This window comes from Sphingomonas sp. (assembly GCF_035714405.1).
Classification (GTDB): Bacteria; Pseudomonadota; Alphaproteobacteria; order Sphingomonadales; family Sphingomonadaceae; genus Sphingomonas.
This window is the reverse complement of record NZ_DASTMA010000006.1, coordinates 110622-129291: the sequence shown is the minus strand read 5'-3', so window position 1 is coordinate 129291 and position 18670 is coordinate 110622. Positions and strand designations below refer to the sequence as shown.

Genomic DNA, 18670 nt, shown 5'->3' with positions numbered 1-18670 from the left:
TGCGGTAGGTGAGGCTTGACCCCCGCGACATGAGGCATAGCACCTGGACTCCGGCCTTCGCCGGGGAAGAAGGGCAAGGCTCAGACTCAGGCTTCACCACCCTCCCGCACCCGCCACTTCGCCAGTTCGGCGCGGAATGCGTCCGGCAGCCCATTGCCGCCCGCGTCCTTGTCCATCACGACCGTCGCGTCGCAGGTCGCGATCGGCTGCCCGCCCTGGAACATCGTCGCCAGGATCTGCCAGCTGCGGTTGCCGATCTCGCCGATGCCCGTCGCGATCTTGACATCGTCAGGGTACTGGCCCTCCGCGAGATAGTTGATCTCCATCTGCGCCACCACCGCGCGGCGGTTCAGCAGCGCGCCCCATAATCCCGCATGATGGTTGAATTTGGTCCGCCCGGTCTCGAACAGCGCCGCGAAGGCGACGTTGTTGAGGTGGCCGAGCACGTCCATGTCGCCGAACCGGGTCTGGATCGGCTGGCTGTGCGGATAGGCGTCAGGCGAGAGACGCCATGGGGCGGGGCGGGGCACCTTACCGCGGCGCCATCCGGATCGCGCCGTCGAGCCGCACGTCCTCGCCGTTGAAATAGCCGTTCTCGATCATCGTCAGCGCGAGGTGGGCGTACTCCTCCGGCTTGCCGAGCCGCTTGGGGAACGGCACCGACGCCGCCAGCGCGTCCTTCACCTGCTGCGGCGCGCCGAGCATCAACGGCGTCTCGAAGATACCGGGCAGGATCGTGTTGACGCGGATGCCCTCGCTCATCAGGTCGCGCGCGATCGGCAGCGTCATGCCGATGACGCCCGCCTTGGACGCCGCATAGGCGACCTGTCCCATCTGCCCGTCCTCGCCCGCGACGCTCGCGGTGTTGACGATCGCGCCGCGCTCGCCGTCCTCATTCTGCGGGTCGAGCGTCATCATCCCCGCCGCCGACAGCGCGACGCAGCGGAAGGTGCCGACCAGATTGATCTGGATGAGCCAGTTGAACGCGTCGGCCGGATAATGCTTGATGCTGCCGTCCTGCTTGGATCGGCTGGCGGTCTTCATCGCCGAGCCGGTGCCCGCGCAGCAGACCAGGATGCGCTCCTGCCCGTGGGCCCCGCGCGCCTTTGCAAAGCCGGCGACGACGCTCTCGTCCGAGGTCACGTTGACCTCGCAGAAGGTGCCGCCGATCTCGGCCGCGACCGCCTCGCCCTTCTCCTTCTGCAGGTCGAAGATCGCGACCTTGACGCCGCGGGCGGCGAGCGCGCGGGCGGTGGCGGCACCAAGGCCGGATGCCCCGCCGGTGATGACGGCGGCGACGGTGTTGTCGAGTTTCATGAGCTCTCCTGTTCTAATGTCGTCATGCTGAACTTGTTTCAGCATCCATGCGCGACAGCAGCGTCCAACGGTTCGCCTGTGTCTCGCATGGACCCTGAAACGAGTTCAGGGTGACGACGTACTTTATCGTTGCGACTACATCCGCTCGATGATCGTGACGTTGGCGAGCCCGCCGCCCTCGCACATCGTCTGCAGGCCATAGCGTCCGCCGCGCTTGTGCAGCGCGTGGACCAGCGTCGCCATCAGCTTGGTGCCCGACGCGCCGAGCGGATGCCCGAGCGCGATCGCCCCGCCGTTGACGTTGAGCTTGTCCCGATCGCCGCCGGTATGCTTCAGCCAGGCGAGCGGCACCGGCGCGAACGCCTCGTTGACCTCGTACAGGTCGATGTCGTCGATGGTCAGCCCCGCCCGCTTGAGCGCGCGATCGGTTGCGAACAGCGGCTCCTCCAGCATGATCACCGGATCGCCGCCGGTCACCGTCAGGTTGTGGATGCGCGCCAGCGGCTTGAGGCCATGCGCCTTCAACGCCGCCTCGCTCACCACCAGCACGGCGGACGCGCCGTCACAGATCTGGCTGGCGTTGGCCGCCGAGATCACGCCGCCTTCCTTGAGCAGTTTGACCGAGCCGATCGATTCGGGCGTCGCATCGTAACGGATGCCCTCGTCGCGATCGTGGCGCGTCGTGCCCTCGGGCGTCTCGACTTCCAGCGCGACGATCTCGTCGGCGAAGTCGCCGCGCTCGGTCGCTTCGGCCGCCCGGCGGTGGCTTTCATAGGCGTAGCGGTCGAGCTGCTCGCGCGAAAAGCCGTACTTCGCCGCCATCATCTCGGCGCCCGTGAACTGGCTGAACTGGACATCCGGGAACCGCGCCGCCTGCTTCGGGCTCATCGCCTTGCCGAGCCCCGCCTGCGCGAACAGCATGCCGGTCGAGCCCATCGGCACGCGCGTCATCGATTCGACGCCGGACGCGATCACCACGTCCTGGGTGCCGCTCATCACCGCTTGTGCTGCAAACTGGATCGCCTGCTGCGACGACCCGCACTGGCGGTCGATGGTCACGGCGGGCACCGACTGCGGCAGCTTGGATGCCAGCACCGCGCCGCGGCCGACCTGGAACGACTGTTCGCCACCCTGACTGACGCAGCCCATGATGACGTCCTCGACCGCGGCCGGATCGATGCCGGTGCGATCGACGACAGCGTTCAGCACCTCGCCCGCCATGTCGGCCGGGTGCCAGGCCGCCAGCCTGCCGCCGCGCCGGCCGCCGGCGGTGCGGACCGCCTCGACGATGAAAGCGTCTGCCATTTCCACTCTCCATAACAACTGTTATCCTCGTCCTCATCGCGCAAAGCGCGCGCAGCGGCAAGGGGTCGGACGTGCAGGTAAGCGAAGCGGTGGCAGCCCGGCGATCGGTCCGCGGCTTCCTCGACAAGGCCGTCGCACCCGAGCTGCTGCGCGAGCTGGCGATCAAGGCGGCGCGGGCGGCGACGGGCGGCAATATCCAGCCCTGGCACATCGACATCGTCCAGGGCGCGCCGATGGCCGAGCTGAAGGCGATCATGGCCGACAAGCTGGAGCGCCGCGAGAAGGAGAAGCCCGGCTACGACATCTATCCGCGCGAGATGACCGACGCCGCGAAGGCGCGCACCTTCGGCGTCGGCGAGGCGCTGTACCGCCATCTCGGCATCCCGCGGGAGGACAAGGCGGCGCGGCTGCAATGGTTCGCGCGCAACTTCCAGTTCTTCGGCGCGCCGGCGTCGTATTTCTGCACGGTCGACCGGCGCATGGGCCCGCCGCAATGGGCGGACTGCGGCATGTATCTGCAGAACCTGATGCTGCTCGCGGTCGAGGCGGGGCTGGCGACCTGTCCGCAGGAATGCTGGGCGATGTACCCCGAGACGGTGGAGCGGTTCCTGGGCACGCCGCCGGAACGGATGCTCTTCTGCGGCGTCGCGATCGGCTATGAGGATCCCGCCGAACCCGCCAACCGCATGCGCGCCGATCGCGCGGCGGAAGCGGAGTGGCTGACGGTGCTTTGAAGCCTTCTCCCCTCGCGGGAGAAGGTGGCTCGGCGTAGCCGAGACGGAAGAGGGGGGCGAGCCGCAGGCTCGCGCGACCGCTACGCGGTCGCCCCCTCACCCTTCCGCCGACTGCGTCGGCTCCCTCCCTCTCGCGCAAGGGGAGAGGGTAAAGGCTACAACACCACCGTCGTCGGCTTGCCCTGCTCCAACCCGGCCAGGATCATCGCTTCCCACACCCGCGGATCCCCCGCCGCCGCCATCGCGGGGTCGGGCTCGCGTAGCGTCTTCAGCACCGCGACCGCGTCGGGCAGGTAATCGCGCCAGACCGCATCGACATGCCGGCCGGCCGACTCCTCGTCACCCAGCGCATTGGTGCTGATCCGCTGCCCCGCCAGCACGCGCGCGACCCGCTCGACGGCAGGGGTGGTGGATACGTCCATCTCATGTCTCCCGAATTGCTTCGGGAGCGAAACGGGTCAGAACGGGAGAGTTTCCGTCGATACTATCGCCTTCTACCTTCCCCGGCGGAAGCCGGGGCCCAGTTGGTCGCGCCGGGAACATGCCACACCCTTCGCAGCATATTCGCATCTGGACCCCGGCTTTCGCCGGGGAGGGTAGAAGCGTGGAAGTAGGAGCCTACCGCGCCGCCGCGCTGCGACCGCCGCCGCCGCTACGACCGCGACCACCGCCCGAACGGGCCTGGCCCCCGCCACGGCTCGCACCCGCATAGTTGCGGCCGCCGGTATTGGCGCCGCCCTGGGGCGAGCCGCGCGTCGGCTGCGGCGTGTGCGTGGCACGTGGCCGTGCCGGACCGCGCTGCCGATCTTCGCGCGGCGCCGGATCCGCGCCGATCGCCTGGACGCGGGTCGCCTTGATCGCATTGGCCTGCTTGGTGAAGTCCTCGGGCAGCGGGCGCACCTCGATCTTCTGGCGCGTCAGCTTCTCGATGTCCTTCAGGTAAGGCCGCTCGTCATCGGCGCAGAACGCGACCGCGATGCCCGACGCACCCGCGCGCGCCGTCCGCCCGATGCGGTGGACATATTGCTCGGGCACGTTGGGCAGCTCGAAGTTGAAGACGTGGCTGACGCCCGACACGTCGATCCCGCGCGCGGCGATATCGGTCGCGATCAGGATCGGCGTCTGGCCCGACTTGAACGCCGCCAACGCGCGCTCGCGCTGCGGCTGCGACTTGTTGCCGTGGATCGCGTTGGACGCGATGCCGTTGCCGGCGAGCAGCTTCACGACGCGGTCGGCGCCGTGCTTCGTGCGGGTGAAGATCAGCGCGCGTTCGATCTTTTCGCTCTGCAGCATCATGGTCAGCAGCGCCTGCTTCTCCGCCTGGTTGACGAAGGTGACGCATTGGTCGACCCGCTCCGCCGTGGTTGCGGCGGGCTTGATCGACACCGTCGCCGGGTCGGTCAGGAACTGCGACGCCAGCTCGCGGATCGCGACCGGCATGGTGGCGGAGAAGAACAGCGTCTGGCGCTTGCGCGGCACCATCCGCACGATCTTCTTGAGGGCGTGGATGAAGCCCAGGTCCATCATCTGGTCGGCTTCGTCGAGCACCAGGATCTCGACCGTGGACAGGTTGCAATAGCCCTGCTCGACCAGATCGATCAGCCGGCCCGGCGTCGCGACCAGGATGTCGACGCCGCGCGACAGATCCTGACGGTTCTTGTTGATCGACGTGCCGCCGAACACGGTGGCCACGCTCATGCGGCTGAACTGGCCATAGCCGCGCGCGCTTTCGGCAATCTGGCTGGCGAGCTCGCGCGTCGGGGCGAGCACCAGCATGCGGCAATGCGTCGGCAGGACGCGCTTGGCGGAGGCGACGAGGCGTTGGATCGACGGCAGCACGAACGCCGCTGTCTTGCCGGTGCCGGTCTGCGCGATGCCGAGCAGGTCGCGCCCCTCGAGCAGCGTCGGGATGCTGTCACGCTGGATCGGGGTGGGCTCGGTATAGCCCTTGGCCTCGAGCGCGCGGACGAGCGGCTCGGCGAGGCCGAGATGTGCGAATGACATGGAAATAGCACTTTCAGTATGTGCCGGACTCGCGCGAACAGAACGCACGAGTGGCGGGGAGTGGTGTGAACCCCCGCGTGATTTGGGAAGCCCTGTTACAAGCAACCGAGGCGGAGCCGGACCCATGAAGGGCCGATCACGCTGCATGAACGCCTCGATGCCGCCGCACATGCCTGCTGCAGTGCAAAATGTCAAGTCGAGCGACAAGGGCGCTGTCCTACACGGCCCGGCCATGTCATGGGCGCGCGATGCCGTCGCTCCCGCACCCGCAATATGCAGCGCCCCATACCCATGCTTGCATCGGTGAGCGGCGTGGGGATGAGCGTCGATCCCGGCAACTTCGTCAAGTTCGGAACGAACCATGATCGCGATCGGCATCCTCGGCAGCGAAGGGCGGATGGGCCGCGCCGTCGCGCTCGCGACCGAGGCGGCGGGTGCGGCGCTGGCGGGGGGCGCCGACGCGCAGGACGAATGCCAGCCGCTGGCACAGCGCGCCGACGTGCTGGTTGACTTCTCCGCGCCCGGCGCGCTCGAGGATCATCTCCTCGCCGCCCGCATCGCCCGTACACCGATCCTGGTGGGCACCACCGGATTGCGCGAGCGTCACCACGCCATGCTGGACGCGGCGGCGCAGGAGATCGCGGTGCTGCAGACCGGCAACACCTCGCTCGGCGTGACGCTGCTGGCGCGGCTGGTGCGCGAGGCGGCGGCGAAGCTCGACTGGGATATCGAGATCGCCGAGATGCATCATCGTCACAAGGTCGACGCCCCGTCGGGCACCGCGCTGCTACTCGGCGAGGCGGCGGCGGCGGGGCGGGGGTTGCCCTTGTCCGAGCTCAAGGTCGAGAGCCGCGCCGGGCTGACCGGCGCGCGGACGGAGGGCACGATCGGCTTCGCGAGCCTGCGCGGCGGCTCGGTGATCGGCGACCATTCGGTGGTGTTCGCAGGCGAGGGCGAGCGGATCGAGCTCAACCACCTCGCGCAGGACCGCTCCACCTTCGCCCATGGCGCGGTCAAGGCGGCGCTGTGGCTCGCCGGCCAGCCCGCCGGCCGGTACAGCATGAGCGACGTCCTGGGGCTGTGACGCGCGCGCAGGCGTTCGAATTCTACCGGCGGCTCGCCGAAGCCGATCCCGATCCCCGCACCGAGCTCGATTGGGTGAACGCCTATACCCTGCTGGTCGCGGTCGCCTTGTCCGCGCAGGCGACGGACGTATCGGTCAACAAGGCGACCAAGGCGTTGTTCGCGGAGGTGCAGAACCCGGCCGCGATGGTGGCGCTGGGCGAGGTGGCGCTCAAGCAGCACATCAAGACCATCGGCCTCTACAACACCAAGGCCAGGAACGTCATCGCCCTGTCCGAACAACTGCTGGCCGAGCATGGTGGCGAAGTGCCCGCCGATCGTGACGCGCTGGAACGGCTGCCCGGCGTCGGACGCAAGACCGCCAACGTGGTGATGAACGTCGCTTTCGGGGCGGAGACGATCGCGGTCGACACCCATGTCTTCCGCGTCGGCAACCGCACCGGCCTCGCGCCGGGCAAGACGCCGCTGCACGTCGAAGAGCGCCTGGAAACGGTCACCCCCGCTCCCTTCCGCCGCCACGCGCATCACTGGTTGATCCTGCACGGCCGCTATGTCTGCAAGGCGCGGTTGCCCGAATGCTGGCGCTGCCCGGTCGCCGATCTCTGCGCCTTCAAGCCGAAGACCGCGCCGCGCGGCACCGTCGCGAACGGCTAGGGACCGCCCTTAGGGACTGGCGCGCCCGCACCCACGCTGCTAACCGGGGAACACGCACCCGTAGCTCAGCTGGATAGAGTGGCGCCCTCCGAAGGCGTAGGTCACAGGTTCGAATCCTGTCGGGTGCGCCATTCCCACCGATATCGTGTCCCGAGCTTTCCGGCGACCGGGTCGCCGTCAACACCGCGACTTCGCCATCACCGCCGCGCGGCCACCGCGTCCGCGATCAGCGGCGTCACCCGGTCGGCGATGATCCGCACGCCTTCGCGGGTCGGATGGACGCGGTCGGCCTGCATCAGTGCCGGATCGCCGATCACGCCTTCGAGGATGAACGGGTCCAGCGCGGCGCCATGCTGCTTTGCCAGGTCCGGCCAGATTCGATCGAACGCCCGCTGATAGTCGGCGCCCAGATTCGGCGGCGCGCGCATGCCGGTGAGGACCACCGGGATGTCGCGCTGGCGCAGCTCGGTCAGCATCGCGGCGAGGTTCGCGCGGGTCTCGGCGGGCGGAATCTGGCGCAGCACGTCGTTGCCGCCCAGCCCCAGCATCACCAGGTCGGGCTTGCGCGGCAGGTTGTCGAGCACGAACGCCAGCCGCTGCCTTCCGGCCGCGGTGGTGTCGCCCGACACGCCGGCATTGACGACCTCGGCATTGATCCCGGCGGCGCGCAGCCGCGCCTGGACGTCGTCGGGCAGGCTCTCGCCGCGGCCGAGACCGTAGCCTGCATACAGGCTGTCGCCGAACGCGACCACCAGCCGCTCCGGCCCGCTCGGCCGCGCGGGGAGCGTGCTCGCCCCGGCCGGGCTGGCCTCGACCGGCGGAGGCGCCGGTGCCCGATCGCAGCCGGGAAGGGCTTGGATCAGCAACGCCCCCATCGCATAGCGCATCCAGTTCCGCTGCAAGGTCCGCATCCCTTCATGACCGACACATCCGATATGCTGGCCGATATGGTGATCGCCGCGCGCGGTGTCACGCTGACGCTGGGCGAGACCGCGATCCTGCACGGTATCGACCTCGACGTGGCGGCCGGCACCAGCGTCGCGCTGCTGGGGCCGTCGGGATCGGGCAAGTCGTCGCTGATGTCGATCCTGTCGGGGCTGGAGCGAGCGACCGGCGGCGACGTCCGGGTTGCCGGGCGTGACTTCAGCGGCCTCGATGAGGATGCGCTCGCCACTGCGCGACTGGGACGGATCGGCATCGTGCTGCAGGCCTTCCACCTGCTGCCGTCGATGACCGCGCGCGAAAATGTGGCGGTGCCGATGGAGCTGGCGCGGCGCGGCGACGCCTGGCCGCGCGCCGCCGAGGAGCTGCAGGCGGTCGGGCTTGGCCACCGGCTCGACCATTATCCCGCCCAATTGTCGGGCGGCGAGCAGCAGCGCGTGGCGATCGCGCGCGCGCTCGGCCCGGGGCCGCAGCTGGTGTTCGCGGACGAGCCGACCGGCAATCTCGACAGCGCGACCGGGTCGGCGGTGATGGACCTGTTGTTCGAACGTCGCGCCGCGACCGGCGCGACGCTGATCGTCATCACCCACGACCGCGCGCTCGCTGCGCGCTGCGACCGGCAGGTCGAGATGGCGGACGGCCGCATCGTCGCCGACAGCGCGGCATGAGCGACTGGGCGATCGCCTGGCGGCTGGCGCGGCGCGAGCTCGACTGGCGCTTCCGGGGCTTGCGGCTGCTGCTCGTCTGCCTGGTGCTCGGCGTCGGCGCGCTCGCGGCGATCGGCAGCCTCTCGCAGGCGATCGGGCGCGAGCTCGCGGCGCGCGGCGCCGTGATCCTCGGCGGCGATGTCGAGTTCGGCATTTCGCAGCGCGCCGCCACCTCGGCCGAGCGTGCCGACATGGCACGACTGGGGCGCGTGTCCGAGACGGTCAGGATGCAGTCGAGCGCCGTCGCGGGCAGCACTGCCGACCCGACGGTAGTGCCGATCGAACTGAAGGGCGTCGACGCGGCCTATCCGCTCTACGGCCGCCTGGAAGCCAGCGGTCCATCAGGCGCGCGCGACGCGGCGGGGGTGTGGATCGCGCCGGCGCTGGCGGAGCGGCTCGGTGCCGCCATCGGCGACCGCATCCGCCTCGGCGGCGCGGCGTTCGTGGTGCGCGGCATCGTCGCCAACGAGCCGGACCGCCTCGGCGAGGGCTTCACGCTCGGCCCGGTCGCTTTGATCTCGCTCGAAGGGCTCGCGCGCACGGGGCTGATCCAGCCGGGCAGCCTGTACGAGCGCAAATACCGCGTGCGGCTGGCCGGCGGCAACCCGCCGGCGGTCGCGGCGGCATGGAAGCGCGCGCGGCCCGAGGCCGGGTGGGAGGTGCGCACCCGCGACCGCGCCGCTCCCGGCGCATCACGCTTCGTCGAGCGGATGGGCGAGTTCCTCGCGCTGGTCGGCCTGTCGGCGCTGGTGATCGCCGGCATCGGCATCGCCAACGGGGTCGGCTCGTACCTGGCGGCACGGCGGCGCGGCATCGCCATGTTCAAGGTGATGGGCGCGACGGGCGCGACCGTCACGCGCATCTACCTCCTCCAGGTGGCGGTGGTCGCGGGCATCGGCATCGCGCTGGGCCTTGTCATCGGCGTCGTCGCGGTGCCGCTGATCGGCTGGGCGGCGCGCGACGTGCTGCCGGTAGCGCCGGGGTTCACCCTGGAGGCGGGGCCGCTGGCGCTGGCGGGTTTGTACGGCGCGCTGGTCGCGCTCGCCGCCGCGGCGCCGCCGCTGACCGCCGCCGCCCATACCCGCGCCGCCGGGCTGCTGCGCGGCGCGGTCGAGGCGGAAGCGCCGCCGCGCAGGAGCCTCGTCTGGTGGGTGGGGGTGCCGCTCGCGGTCGTGGTGGCGCTGGCGATGGCGACCAGCGCGCAGCCCTGGCTCGCGGGCGGATTCCTGCTGGCGGTGGCGGGCGCGCTCGCGCTGCTGGCGCTGTTCGGCTGGGCGATCCGGCGCGGCGCGGCGCGGCTGCCGCGCTCCCACCGCCCGCTGGTGCGGCTGGCGGTCAGCGGCCTGTACCGCCCCGGCGCGCGCACCGTGGCGCTGGTAGTGGCGCTGGGCCTGGGCCTGACGCTGTTCGTGCTGCTGGCGGCGATCCGCTCCAGCCTCGATGCGAACATCGCGCGCACCGTCCCCGCCCGCGCGCCGGCGCTGTTCGCGCTCGACGTGCCGCGCGACCGAGAGGCCGAGTTCCGGCGCATCGTCCGCACCGCCGCGCCGCGGGGCGAGGTGCGCACCGTGCCGGTGCTGCGCGGCACGATCACCGCCTATGGCACCACCCGCGTCGCCGACATGCGGACGATCCCGGAGGGCGCCTGGGCGCTGCGCGGCGAGCGCGGGCTGACCTATGCCGCGCAAATCCCGGCCGGCAGCACCCTCACCGCCGGCCGCTGGTGGCCTGCCGATTACGCAGGCCCGCGGCTGGTGTCGGTCGACGAGCGGCTGGCGAAGGCGCTCAACCTGCGGCTCGGCGATTCACTGTCGGTCAGCGTCCTCGGCGTCGAGCGCACCGCCCGCGTCGCGTCCTTCCGGCGGATCGACTGGGACACGCTCGGCTTCAACTTCGTGCTGGTCTTCTCGCCGAACACGCTGGCCGACGCGCCGCACAACCTCGCCGCGACGGTCGAGCTGCCGCCGGGCGGCGAGGGGCCGGTGATCCGCGCATTGCTCAGGCCCTTTCCGTCGGTGTCGGTGATCGAGGTGCGCGGCGTCTTGGCACAGCTCGGCACGCTGGTCGGCCAGATGGCGACTGCGATCGGCGCGGCGGCCGGCGTGACGGTGCTCGCCGGCGTCGCGGTGCTGGTCGGCGCCATCGCCGCCGCGCGCGAGGCGAGAACTTACGACGCGGTGGTGCTGCGGACGCTGGGCATGACCCGCGCGCAGCTGCTGACGGCGCAGGCGCTCGAATATGCGCTGCTGTCGGGCGCGGTGGCGCTGCTGGCGCTGGCGCTCGGCGCCGGCGGCGCGTGGTACGTCGTGACGCAATTGTTCGAGTTCGTCTGGCTGCCGAGCTGGCCGCTGGTGCTCGGCACGCTGGCGGCGGGCGTCGCCGTCACCATGGCGCTCGGCCTCGCCGGCGCCTGGCCCCTTCTTGGCGTCCGCCCGGCGGCGGCGCTGCGGCAGGTTTAAGGTTGTGCCATGCGACTAGCAGCGGCTGGCCTGATTGGGATCCTCACCGCCGGGCTCGCCACCACGATCATTCCGCTCGCGATCGGCGGCAGCGCGGCACGGCACCCCGGAAGGATGCTGCGCACCGACCTGTTCCTCGCACATGCGCTGATCGAGCGACCCGTGGCCATCGTGATCGGCGACAGCCGGGTTGATCAGGCGGTCGACCCGGCTCCGGGTGTTCTGAAGGTGGGTTACGGCGGGGCGCCACTGCGCGACTTGATCGGTCTGGCGAGGACGCTGTGCTTTGTTGCCCGGCCCGCCAGCATTGTCGTCGCCGCAGGGATCAACGACGCGCGCGACCCGAGGATGCGCGCTGAGGCGTTCGTCCGCGACGCGGCGCTGATGATGACCATCTGTCCCGGAGCGCGAATGACCGTCATGGGCGTTTGGCCGGGCGAGACGGATCGGCCGCCATTAGGAGCGACCACACCGATCAACCGCATCGTGCTGATCAACCGATTACTGCGGCAGGTCTCCTCGGAACGGCGCGCGCGATTCATCCCGCCGCCGTCAAGGGTGATAGCAACCCAGGATGGGGTGCATTTCGCTCCTGCGGAGAACAGGCGTTGGTCGCGGCTTCTATGGCAAGCAGCGCTCGCGTCCAATCCGCACCCGCCGCTGGACAGCATGTCTCCGCCAACGGCATGATCCGACGACGCAAACGGAGTTCGCGAGGATGAGCAGGCATAAGTGGCTGCGATGGGCGGGCGTGGCGGTGGTGGCACTGGCGGTGCCGACGGCGGCGGAGTGGACCAACCGCTACCCCAAGATCGCCAACGTCTCGCACCATGTCTATCTGGAGGGCTTCAACCTCCCGACCTTTGCGACCAGTCCGACCGACCCCGCGCCTTCGCCCGACGGGCGGCAGGTGGCGTTCGCGGCGCGCGGCTGGCTGTGGGTGATGGACGTGGGCACCCGCCAGGCGCGGCCGCTGACCCGCGATGGCGGCGTGGACTCGCGGCCGGCCTGGTCGCCGGACGGGCGGCAGATCGCCTTCGTTCGCGACTCCTCGCGCGATCTTGCCATCTGGACGGTGGCTGTCGCGAGCGGACAGGCCCGGGTACTCGTCGACACGCCGGCGATGGACATGGACCCGGTGTTCGCGCCCGACGGCCGCAGCGTCTTCTATGCCTCGGCGGAGGCGGGCGATCTCGACATCTGGCGCATCGACCTCGCCAACAACCGCCGCACCCGGCTGACCGAGGCGCGCGGACAGGAGCTCAACCCGCAGCCGATCGCCGGGGGCCTAGCCTTCATCGCCAAGCCGAGCGGCGCCAGCGACACGGTGGCGACGCTCGACTTCGCCAGCGGCAAGACGACGGTGATCCGCCGCGAAGGCCTGGCGCCGCAGATGCGCCTCGCCGCCGCGCCCGACGGCCGGAGCCTCGCCTTCACTCCCTTTCAGGGCGGCGACCGCACCGCGCTGCTGCTCACCGCCACCACTGGCGGCGAGACGATCCGACTCGCGACCGACGCGCGCTATCCGCTGACGCCCGCCTGGGGCGGCGACGACTGGCTATGGTATGTCGAGCCCGGCCGCGACGAACGCTTCCTCCTGAAACGCGTCCGCGCGACCGGCGGCGCGTCGCAGGACATGACGCCGCGCGGCTGGAACGGTGGCGAGCCGCTCGCCCGCGTGACGGTGCGCACCCGCGTGGGTGGCAAGCCCTCGGCGGCGCGGATCGCGGTCGCCGACGTACGGGGCCATCCCGCCGCGCCCGCCACCGGCATCAGCTATTTCGACGGCCAGCATGGCCGCATCTTCTTTCATTCCGCGGGCGTCACCACCGTCGAGGTTCCCGCCGGCGAGATCGGTATCACCGCCAGCCGCGGCTTCGACGGCGCCGCCACCGTCCGCCGCGTCGTGCGCGCGGGGGAGGCGGTGACGATCGACCTCGATCTGCCCGCCACCGGGTTCGACGCCGCCGCGCGCGGCTGGTTCGCGGCCGATCTGCACAGCCACCTCAACTATGGCGGGCCGTTCCAGCTCGAACCCGACGACCTCGTCACCGCGATGCGCGCCGAGGGGCTGGATGTCGCGACGCCGCAGCTCGCCAACCTCCAGACGACGCTGGTCGACGAACGCTGGTGGGGCGCCAACCGCACGACGGCGCCGCTGATCCGCTTCAGTCAGGAGGTGCGCTCGCACTTCCTCGGTCATGTCGCGGTACTCGGCGCCGATCGGCTGCATGACCCCTGGTTCTTCGGCCCCGGCTATCCCGTCTACGGTCAGATCGACCTGTCCAACGCCTCGCCGCTCCGGTTCGCGCGGGCGCATGGCGGCATGAACGTCTATGTCCATCCGGTCTCCGGCCGCGACCCGTTCCCCGCCGGCGCGACGGCTGCGGGCCTGCCGCTGGAGCTGGTGCCGGACGCGCTCGCGGGCGACGTCGACACGCTGGAGATCGCGTGCCTGTGGAGCGACGAGCTCGGCACGGCGCAGGCTTGGTATCGTCTGCTCAACCTGGGTCTGCCGATCATGCCGTCGGGCGGCAGCGACACGATGCACAATTTCCACCGCACGATGGCGATCGGCGCGGCGCGCATCTACGCCCGCGCCGCCCGGCCGCTGACCGTCGCCGGCTATCTGGCGGCGGTGAAGGCGGGGCGCAGCTTCGTCACCACCGGTCCTATGCTCGAGTTCGCAGTGGCGGGGCAGGGGCCGGGCGGCATCGTCGCGCGCGGCGGGCGGCTGCCCTTCACGCTCGAGGCCTGGAGCGCGTCGGGAGCCGAGCAGGTGGAGGTGCTGGTCAACGGGCGTGTCGCCTGGTCGGGCGGCGCGCTCGCGGGACACCGGCGTTACAGCGGCACGATCGAGGTGCCCGCCGGCGGCTGGGTCGCGGCGCGGGTGCATGGCGGCACCACCGCCTGGCCGTCGCAGGACAGCTACCCCTTCGCGCACACCGCGCCGGTGTGGATCGGCCGGCGCGGCAGCAGCGATCCCGCCGCCGTCCGCGCCGCCGCCGCCGACCTATCGCGCTGGCTGGACGTTGCCGACGCGCAGCTCGCCCGCGGCTATCCCGGCGCGGCGGGGGGCGGCATCAAGGCGCGCTTCGCCACCGCCCGCGCGCGGCTGACCGGCGCCGCTCAGTCCGGGGTCTTGAGCGCCGCCCAGCCGTAGATCGCGAGCACCAGGCAAGCCACGCCGGCGGTGAGATAGGGTAGGGCGTTCTGCGCCTCGTACAATCCGACGCCGATGCTCGGCCCCAGCACGAAGCTGGCGCCGTTGACGCTCGTCACCTTGCCCGCCACCGACCCCTGCGCCTCCGGCCCGACCGCCAGACTGGCGCCGGCGGTGAACCCCGGCCGCGAGAAGCCGAAGCCCAGGCTGGCAAGCGCAAAGGCGCAGGCGATGCCGTACAGCGAGTCCGCCAGTCCGGTCAGCGCAGTCCCAGCGGCGGAGATCACCAGCCCGACCAGCACCAGCTGGCGCGGGTTGAGGTTCAACAGCGGAATGATCCCCCATTGCACCAGCAGCGCAGCACCTGCGCCCATCATCAGCACAAGTCCCGTCGATTCCAGCGCGCCCGCGGGTGGCAGCCCCAGCCGGTCCATGACCAGAAAGCCGATCGCCTGGCTGGTCATCGCCTGCGCATGCCCCATCACCAGGCCGACGATCACCCAGGCGCGGATGCGCCGGTCGAGAAAGCCGACCGGCTTGCCCTTGCCGGCGGTCGCCGCGCGGACGCTCGCACCGGTCGGCGCGCCGCCGATCGAGGGGTAAGCCGACTGCGCGCCGCCGCTGCCCTCCTCGTCGCTGGCCGGCTGCGGCCGGTCGTCGGGCAGCATGCGCCGTACGAATAGCCAGACCAGCATGCCGAACGCGGCCATGATGAAGGCGGGGCCGGCGAGGCCGATCTCGACGCCGCCGAGGCTGCCCAGGATCAGCCACGGCGCGATCGCGGGACCGACAATGGTGCCCAGCCCGAATGCGCTCGCCAACAGTGTCAGCGCCTTGGTCCGCTCCTCGCGCGTGGTCGATCCGGCGACCAGCGCCTGCACGGCCGGCGGCGCGGCGGCACCCAGGCTACCATAGATCAGCCGCCCGAAGATGAAGAGCCCGAACGCCGCCGCGCCCGAGATCCAGCCGTTGATGCCCGCCACCAGGAATACGCCGCACACCAGCAAGGAGGTGACGAGCCCGCTCATGCCGAGCAGGATCATCGTGCGCCGCCCATGCCGGTCGAGCCGGTTGGCCCAGAACGGCGCGGCGAGCACCCACAGCAGCGCCGAAACCGAGAACGCCGCCGCCACCGCCGAATCAGCCACGCCCAGCGAACGGCCCAGCGCCGGCAGCACCGATTGCAGCGCGGTGTTCGCCGCCGCTACCGTCAGCATGACCAAAAACATCAGCGCGAAATTACGGTCGATGCTCTTGGTCACGCGATGCTCCAGTCATAGCCGCGTTCGACCCGCGCGACGGTGACGGTGTAGCCGTCATACCACCGCGTCCGGCCGCGTTGGCGCGTCGCCGCATGGTCGGGCTGGTCCCGCCACGCCCGCGCGCTTGCCTCGTCCGCCCAGTAGCTGACGGTGATGCCGAATTCGTCCGCTCCGCGCGCCGAGACCATGCCGCGATACCCTGGCTGCGCGGCCGCGAGCGCGTCCATCGCCACGACGGCAGCATCGTACCCGGCCTGATCGCGGCCGTTGCGCTGCGAGGTGAAGATCACCGCGACTTGACCTATGCGGCTGTCGTCCATCCCGGAACTGGATAAGCCGCGTCGGTCACGAGGCAACCCTTGGCTTTCGAAAAGGTTGTCGGACGGGCGTGGCTTGATTACCGCGCCCGGAATTGCGACGGCGCTAAGAGACTGTCAGGGAGCCTTCATGCCGAGTTCGACCACTGCCGTCAGGCGCGACCGCTCCCGTGCCCCCGGGGTGCCCACGCCGTGGGGCATGTTCTTTCAGGGTTTCCTGAAGCATCCGGTGATGGTCGGCTCGATCATTCCGTCGTCCGATCGCCTGATCGACAAGATGCTGGGCCCGGTGGACTGGGCGAACTGCAAGCTGTTCGTGGAATACGGCCCTGGCGTCGGCACCTTCTGCCGGCCGATCCTCGACCGCATGGCGCCGGACGCGAAGCTGATCGCGATCGACACCAACGCCGATTTCATCCGCTACCTGCGCCACACCATCACCGATCCGCGCTTCGCGGCGGTGAGCGGCTCGGCCGCCGACGTCGAGCAGATCGTCGCCGATCATGGCCACGACGCGGCCGATTATGTGCTGTCGGGCCTTCCCTTCTCGACGCTCCCCGAGGGCGTCGGCCCCGCGATCGTCGCCGCCACTCACCAGGTGCTCCGCCCGGGCGGTGCGTTCCTGGTCTATCAATTCTCCCCCAAGGTCCGCGATTACGTCGCGGTCCATTTCGACCGCATCGACCACGACATGGAATGGTGGAACGTCCCGCCGGCGCAACTGTACTGGGCGCATAAGGACTGACCCCGTCACCGGCTCGAGCCGGGGTCCAGCTTTGCGTGAGCGCGGAGTCCTCGCTACCTCGGATGGCGGCTCAAGGGCGGCAGGACGGTCACCCCAGGTTGAGCCGCCGCGAAACCGTCGGGTCGACCACCGCCAGCAGCGCATAGGCGACGAACTGCTTCACCCGCGTTCGCCAACCGGTCCGCGCGCGGTAGAGCTCCGGCGTGATCGCCTCCGAATTGGCGATCTCCCCCGCCACATACTCCCGCATGTGCGCGGCGAACGCAGGATCGTCGATCCGCAGCATCAGCTCCAGGTTGATGAACAGGCTGCGCATGTCGAAATTGGCCGAGCCGATATGCGTGGTATCGTCGACCAGATACAGCTTGGTGTGCAGCTTGGTCGGTTCGTATTCGAAGATCTGGACCTTCTTGCGCAGCAGCCCGGCATAGGTGAAGCGCCCTGCTTCCACTGCCGCGGGATGGTCGGACAGCCGCGCGGTGATGATCCGGACCTGCGCGTGACGCTTGCCGGCGCGGTCCAGGTGACGGAGGATCGCAGGACTCGGCGCGAAATACCCCGCTATGATGTCGATCCGGCGCGCGCTCCGCATGTCGGCGCGCAAGGCCCGCGCCCAGGGCGACAGCCGCCGCATCGGTCCGCCGATCAGCCACCGCACCGGGCCTTCGGTCTCGCTCCACCGCTTCAGCGTGCGGTTGAGGTGCCGCAGCTTCGCCTTGGGCGTGCTGGTCCAGGTGTGCAGCGCATCGAAATAGCCTGCCATCCGCGCCGCCGCCGGCCCCTCGACCAGCAGCCCCAGGTCGCGCCACACCATCCACGGCTCTTCCGCCTTGCCGAGATAATCGTCCTCGATGTTGAAGCCGCCGACGATGATCCGCCGCTCATCGGCCAGCGCCAGCTTCTGGTGGTTGCGCAGCAGATAGCGCCGCCCCCAGCGCGGCGAGAACCAGCACAGCCGGACGCCGGCATCTTCCAGCGGCTGGAAGAAGGCGCGGTCGGCGGCGATGCCCGCGCCGAAGCCGTCGACGATCAGCGCCACGTCAGCACCGCGGCCGCGCGCCCGGATCAGCGCTTCGTTGACCAGCCGTCCGGCCTCGTCATTGGCATAGATGTAATAGAGCAGCCGCACCGATCGCTGGGCCCCGTCGATCAGCGCCAACAGCGCGTCCAGCCGGTCGCGGCCGGTGACCAGCAGCGTCAGCGCGTTGCCGTCGACGGCAAAGGTCGGCTGCGCCCCCATGGTGCGGATGCATGGGGCAGGGTCTCGCCAAGGGCAAGCAGGGCCGATTTCCTTGACTTGCGCCGGGGCCGCCGCTACCGGCTCCGGCCTTACCTGATAGTCTGTTTTACCTAAGGACACGGCATGGCGCGCGTCACCGTCGAGGATTGCGTCGACAAGATTCCGAACCGCTTCGATCTCGTGCTGTCCGCGGCGCAGCGCGCGCGGCAGATCTCGGGTGGGGCGGAGCTGACCATCGACCGCGACCGCGACAAGAACCCGGTCGTGGCGCTGCGCGAGATCGCGGAGGAGACGGTGCGCCCCGATCACCTGCGCGAATCGATCGTTACCGGCCTGCAGAAGGTCCAGATCGACGACGACGACGAGGCGGATGCGGTCGGCTCGCTACAAGCGTCGGCCGAGGCCCTGCGGCTGACCGCGGCGGCGCCGCCCCGTAATCAGAACATGGGTGGGGATTACGAGTGAGGCCCGAAGCTAACGCGTAAGCGTTAGCCGAGGATCAGCCGAACTCCGGCCGGCGGGTCGGCCATGCCGAGCCCGTCCGACGTCACGACGCGGCTTTGCCGCGGCGCTGTCCTACATACCCCGGATGTGTTTAGACGAGTCGCGGCCCAAAAGCCGCCGCTCTTTCGCATGTCCACGCCACCAGCCCCTCCCCGCGAAGGCCGGGGCCCAGTCGCCACGCATTCACTGGGACGGGCTTCTCATCCGAGCAGCCCGATTCTGGGCCCCGGCCTC

18 protein-coding genes and 1 tRNA gene are annotated in these 18670 nt (G+C 70.3%); 10 read left to right on the top strand and 9 right to left on the bottom strand.

Going from position 1 to position 18670, the window contains the following annotated elements; genetic code table 11:
* Nucleotides 1-86: 86 nt before the first annotated feature.
* The 3 genes from VFQ64_RS01820 to VFQ64_RS01810 all read right to left on the bottom strand — a co-directional run bounded on the left by VFQ64_RS01820 (nucleotide 87) and on the right by VFQ64_RS01810 (nucleotide 2622).
* Nucleotides 87-530 carry an acyl-CoA thioesterase gene (locus tag VFQ64_RS01820; RefSeq protein WP_325101589.1) on the bottom strand — a complete coding sequence of 148 codons (444 nt, stop codon included), beginning with the start codon at nucleotides 528-530 and terminating at the stop codon, nucleotides 87-89.
* A 1-nt stretch (nucleotide 531) separates the two neighbouring features.
* Entirely contained in the window at nucleotides 532-1317 is a 786-nt protein-coding gene (locus VFQ64_RS01815; protein WP_325101588.1) for an SDR family NAD(P)-dependent oxidoreductase, read from the bottom strand.
* 135 nt (nucleotides 1318-1452) lie between these two features.
* Nucleotides 1453-2622, bottom strand: coding sequence for an acetyl-CoA C-acetyltransferase (locus VFQ64_RS01810; RefSeq protein ID WP_325101587.1), 1170 nt, complete (start codon nucleotides 2620-2622; stop codon nucleotides 1453-1455).
* Nucleotides 2623-2693: 71 nt separating this feature from the next.
* Between VFQ64_RS01810 and VFQ64_RS01805 the strand changes: the two genes are divergently transcribed.
* Entirely contained in the window at nucleotides 2694-3356 is a 663-nt protein-coding gene (locus VFQ64_RS01805; protein WP_325101586.1) for a nitroreductase, read from the top strand.
* A 155-nt stretch (nucleotides 3357-3511) separates the two neighbouring features.
* On the opposite strand, the gene VFQ64_RS01800 is transcribed toward VFQ64_RS01805, so the two are convergent.
* Both VFQ64_RS01800 and VFQ64_RS01795 read right to left on the bottom strand, forming a co-directional pair.
* Entirely contained in the window at nucleotides 3512-3778 is a 267-nt protein-coding gene (locus VFQ64_RS01800) for a hypothetical protein (RefSeq protein ID WP_325101585.1), read from the bottom strand.
* Nucleotides 3779-3974: 196 nt separating this feature from the next.
* Nucleotides 3975-5360: a DEAD/DEAH box helicase gene (locus VFQ64_RS01795; protein ID WP_325101584.1), complete on the bottom strand. Its 1386-nt coding sequence runs from the start codon at nucleotides 5358-5360 to the stop codon at nucleotides 3975-3977.
* Between the two features lie 361 nt (nucleotides 5361-5721).
* Here VFQ64_RS01795 and dapB point away from each other — a divergent pair, with 361 nt between their 5' ends.
* The 3 genes from dapB (at nucleotide 5722) to VFQ64_RS01780 (ending at nucleotide 7228) form a co-directional block, all read left to right on the top strand.
* Complete coding sequence (gene dapB, locus VFQ64_RS01790) at nucleotides 5722-6444, top strand: 4-hydroxy-tetrahydrodipicolinate reductase (protein ID WP_325101583.1); 723 nt, start codon at nucleotides 5722-5724, stop codon at nucleotides 6442-6444.
* On the top strand, nucleotides 6441-7097 hold the full coding sequence (nth, locus tag VFQ64_RS01785) for an endonuclease III (RefSeq protein ID WP_325101582.1): 657 nt from the start codon (nucleotides 6441-6443) through the stop codon (nucleotides 7095-7097). Before dapB ends, nth begins: the two co-directional genes overlap by 4 nt.
* A 54-nt stretch (nucleotides 7098-7151) precedes the next feature.
* Nucleotides 7152-7228: transfer RNA gene (locus VFQ64_RS01780), tRNA-Arg, on the top strand.
* A gap of 66 nt (nucleotides 7229-7294) precedes the next feature.
* On the opposite strand, the gene VFQ64_RS01775 is transcribed toward VFQ64_RS01780, so the two are convergent.
* Nucleotides 7295-8008 (bottom strand): arylesterase, encoded by a 714-nt coding sequence (locus VFQ64_RS01775; RefSeq protein ID WP_414712850.1) that lies wholly within the window; start codon nucleotides 8006-8008, stop codon nucleotides 7295-7297.
* 6 nt (nucleotides 8009-8014) lie between these two features.
* Between VFQ64_RS01775 and VFQ64_RS01770 the strand changes: the two genes are divergently transcribed.
* The 4 genes from VFQ64_RS01770 (at nucleotide 8015) to VFQ64_RS01755 (ending at nucleotide 14368) form a co-directional block, all read left to right on the top strand.
* A complete protein-coding gene (locus VFQ64_RS01770; protein WP_325101580.1) occupies nucleotides 8015-8707 on the top strand; it encodes an ABC transporter ATP-binding protein in 693 nt (230 codons plus the stop codon).
* Entirely contained in the window at nucleotides 8704-11205 is a 2502-nt protein-coding gene (locus VFQ64_RS01765) for an ABC transporter permease (RefSeq protein ID WP_325101579.1), read from the top strand. The genes VFQ64_RS01770 and VFQ64_RS01765 overlap by 4 nt, the downstream gene beginning before the upstream one ends.
* 114 nt (nucleotides 11206-11319) lie before the next feature.
* Nucleotides 11320-11895, top strand: a complete 576-nt coding sequence (locus VFQ64_RS01760) for a hypothetical protein (protein ID WP_325101578.1) — start codon at nucleotides 11320-11322, stop codon at nucleotides 11893-11895.
* A 28-nt stretch (nucleotides 11896-11923) separates the two neighbouring features.
* Nucleotides 11924-14368 carry an LpqB family beta-propeller domain-containing protein gene (locus VFQ64_RS01755; protein ID WP_325101577.1) on the top strand — a complete coding sequence of 815 codons (2445 nt, stop codon included), beginning with the start codon at nucleotides 11924-11926 and terminating at the stop codon, nucleotides 14366-14368.
* Here the strand turns inward: VFQ64_RS01755 and VFQ64_RS01750 are convergent.
* Nucleotides 14335-15597 carry an MFS transporter gene (locus VFQ64_RS01750; RefSeq protein WP_325101666.1) on the bottom strand — a complete coding sequence of 421 codons (1263 nt, stop codon included), beginning with the start codon at nucleotides 15595-15597 and terminating at the stop codon, nucleotides 14335-14337. The two genes, VFQ64_RS01755 and VFQ64_RS01750, sit on opposite strands and share 34 nt — an antisense overlap.
* A gap of 29 nt (nucleotides 15598-15626) precedes the next feature.
* Nucleotides 15627-15950 carry an antibiotic biosynthesis monooxygenase gene (locus VFQ64_RS01745; protein WP_325101576.1) on the bottom strand — a complete coding sequence of 108 codons (324 nt, stop codon included), beginning with the start codon at nucleotides 15948-15950 and terminating at the stop codon, nucleotides 15627-15629.
* Between the two features lie 127 nt (nucleotides 15951-16077).
* On the opposite strand from VFQ64_RS01745, the gene VFQ64_RS01740 reads away from it, so the two are divergent.
* Nucleotides 16078-16692: a class I SAM-dependent methyltransferase gene (locus tag VFQ64_RS01740; protein WP_325101575.1), complete on the top strand. Its 615-nt coding sequence runs from the start codon at nucleotides 16078-16080 to the stop codon at nucleotides 16690-16692.
* A gap of 88 nt (nucleotides 16693-16780) precedes the next feature.
* Here the strand turns inward: VFQ64_RS01740 and VFQ64_RS01735 are convergent, their stop codons facing one another.
* Nucleotides 16781-17932, bottom strand: a complete 1152-nt coding sequence (locus VFQ64_RS01735) for a phosphatidylserine/phosphatidylglycerophosphate/cardiolipin synthase family protein (protein WP_325101574.1) — start codon at nucleotides 17930-17932, stop codon at nucleotides 16781-16783.
* A 123-nt stretch (nucleotides 17933-18055) separates the two neighbouring features.
* Here VFQ64_RS01735 and rpoZ point away from each other — a divergent pair, with 123 nt between their 5' ends.
* Nucleotides 18056-18397 (top strand): DNA-directed RNA polymerase subunit omega, encoded by a 342-nt coding sequence (gene rpoZ / locus VFQ64_RS01730; protein ID WP_325101573.1) that lies wholly within the window; start codon nucleotides 18056-18058, stop codon nucleotides 18395-18397.
* Nucleotides 18398-18670 lie beyond the last annotated feature (273 nt).

Excerpts from the sequence above, each read along its gene's own strand:
- VFQ64_RS01815 (WP_325101588.1), bottom strand. The coding sequence starts at position 1,317 with ATGAAACTCGACAACACCGTCGCCGCCGTCATCACCGGCGGGGCATCC.
- VFQ64_RS01810 (WP_325101587.1), bottom strand. The coding sequence starts at position 2,622 with ATGGCAGACGCTTTCATCGTCGAGGCGGTCCGCACCGCCGGCGGCCGG.
- VFQ64_RS01800 (WP_325101585.1), bottom strand. The coding sequence starts at position 3,778 with ATGGACGTATCCACCACCCCTGCCGTCGAGCGGGTCGCGCGCGTGCTG.
- VFQ64_RS01795 (WP_325101584.1), bottom strand. The coding sequence starts at position 5,360 with ATGTCATTCGCACATCTCGGCCTCGCCGAGCCGCTCGTCCGCGCGCTC.
- dapB (WP_325101583.1), top strand. The coding sequence starts at position 5,722 with ATGATCGCGATCGGCATCCTCGGCAGCGAAGGGCGGATGGGCCGCGCC.
- VFQ64_RS01775 (WP_414712850.1), bottom strand. The coding sequence starts at position 8,008 with ATGCGGACCTTGCAGCGGAACTGGATGCGCTATGCGATGGGGGCGTTG.
- VFQ64_RS01770 (WP_325101580.1), top strand. The coding sequence starts at position 8,015 with ATGACCGACACATCCGATATGCTGGCCGATATGGTGATCGCCGCGCGC.
- VFQ64_RS01765 (WP_325101579.1), top strand. The coding sequence starts at position 8,704 with ATGAGCGACTGGGCGATCGCCTGGCGGCTGGCGCGGCGCGAGCTCGAC.
- VFQ64_RS01760 (WP_325101578.1), top strand. The coding sequence starts at position 11,320 with ATGCTGCGCACCGACCTGTTCCTCGCACATGCGCTGATCGAGCGACCC.
- VFQ64_RS01755 (WP_325101577.1), top strand. The coding sequence starts at position 11,924 with ATGAGCAGGCATAAGTGGCTGCGATGGGCGGGCGTGGCGGTGGTGGCA.
- VFQ64_RS01750 (WP_325101666.1), bottom strand. The coding sequence starts at position 15,597 with ATGTTTTTGGTCATGCTGACGGTAGCGGCGGCGAACACCGCGCTGCAA.
- VFQ64_RS01745 (WP_325101576.1), bottom strand. The coding sequence starts at position 15,950 with ATGGACGACAGCCGCATAGGTCAAGTCGCGGTGATCTTCACCTCGCAG.
- VFQ64_RS01740 (WP_325101575.1), top strand. The coding sequence starts at position 16,078 with ATGCCGAGTTCGACCACTGCCGTCAGGCGCGACCGCTCCCGTGCCCCC.
- VFQ64_RS01735 (WP_325101574.1), bottom strand. The coding sequence starts at position 17,932 with ATGGGGGCGCAGCCGACCTTTGCCGTCGACGGCAACGCGCTGACGCTG.
- rpoZ (WP_325101573.1), top strand. The coding sequence starts at position 18,056 with ATGGCGCGCGTCACCGTCGAGGATTGCGTCGACAAGATTCCGAACCGC.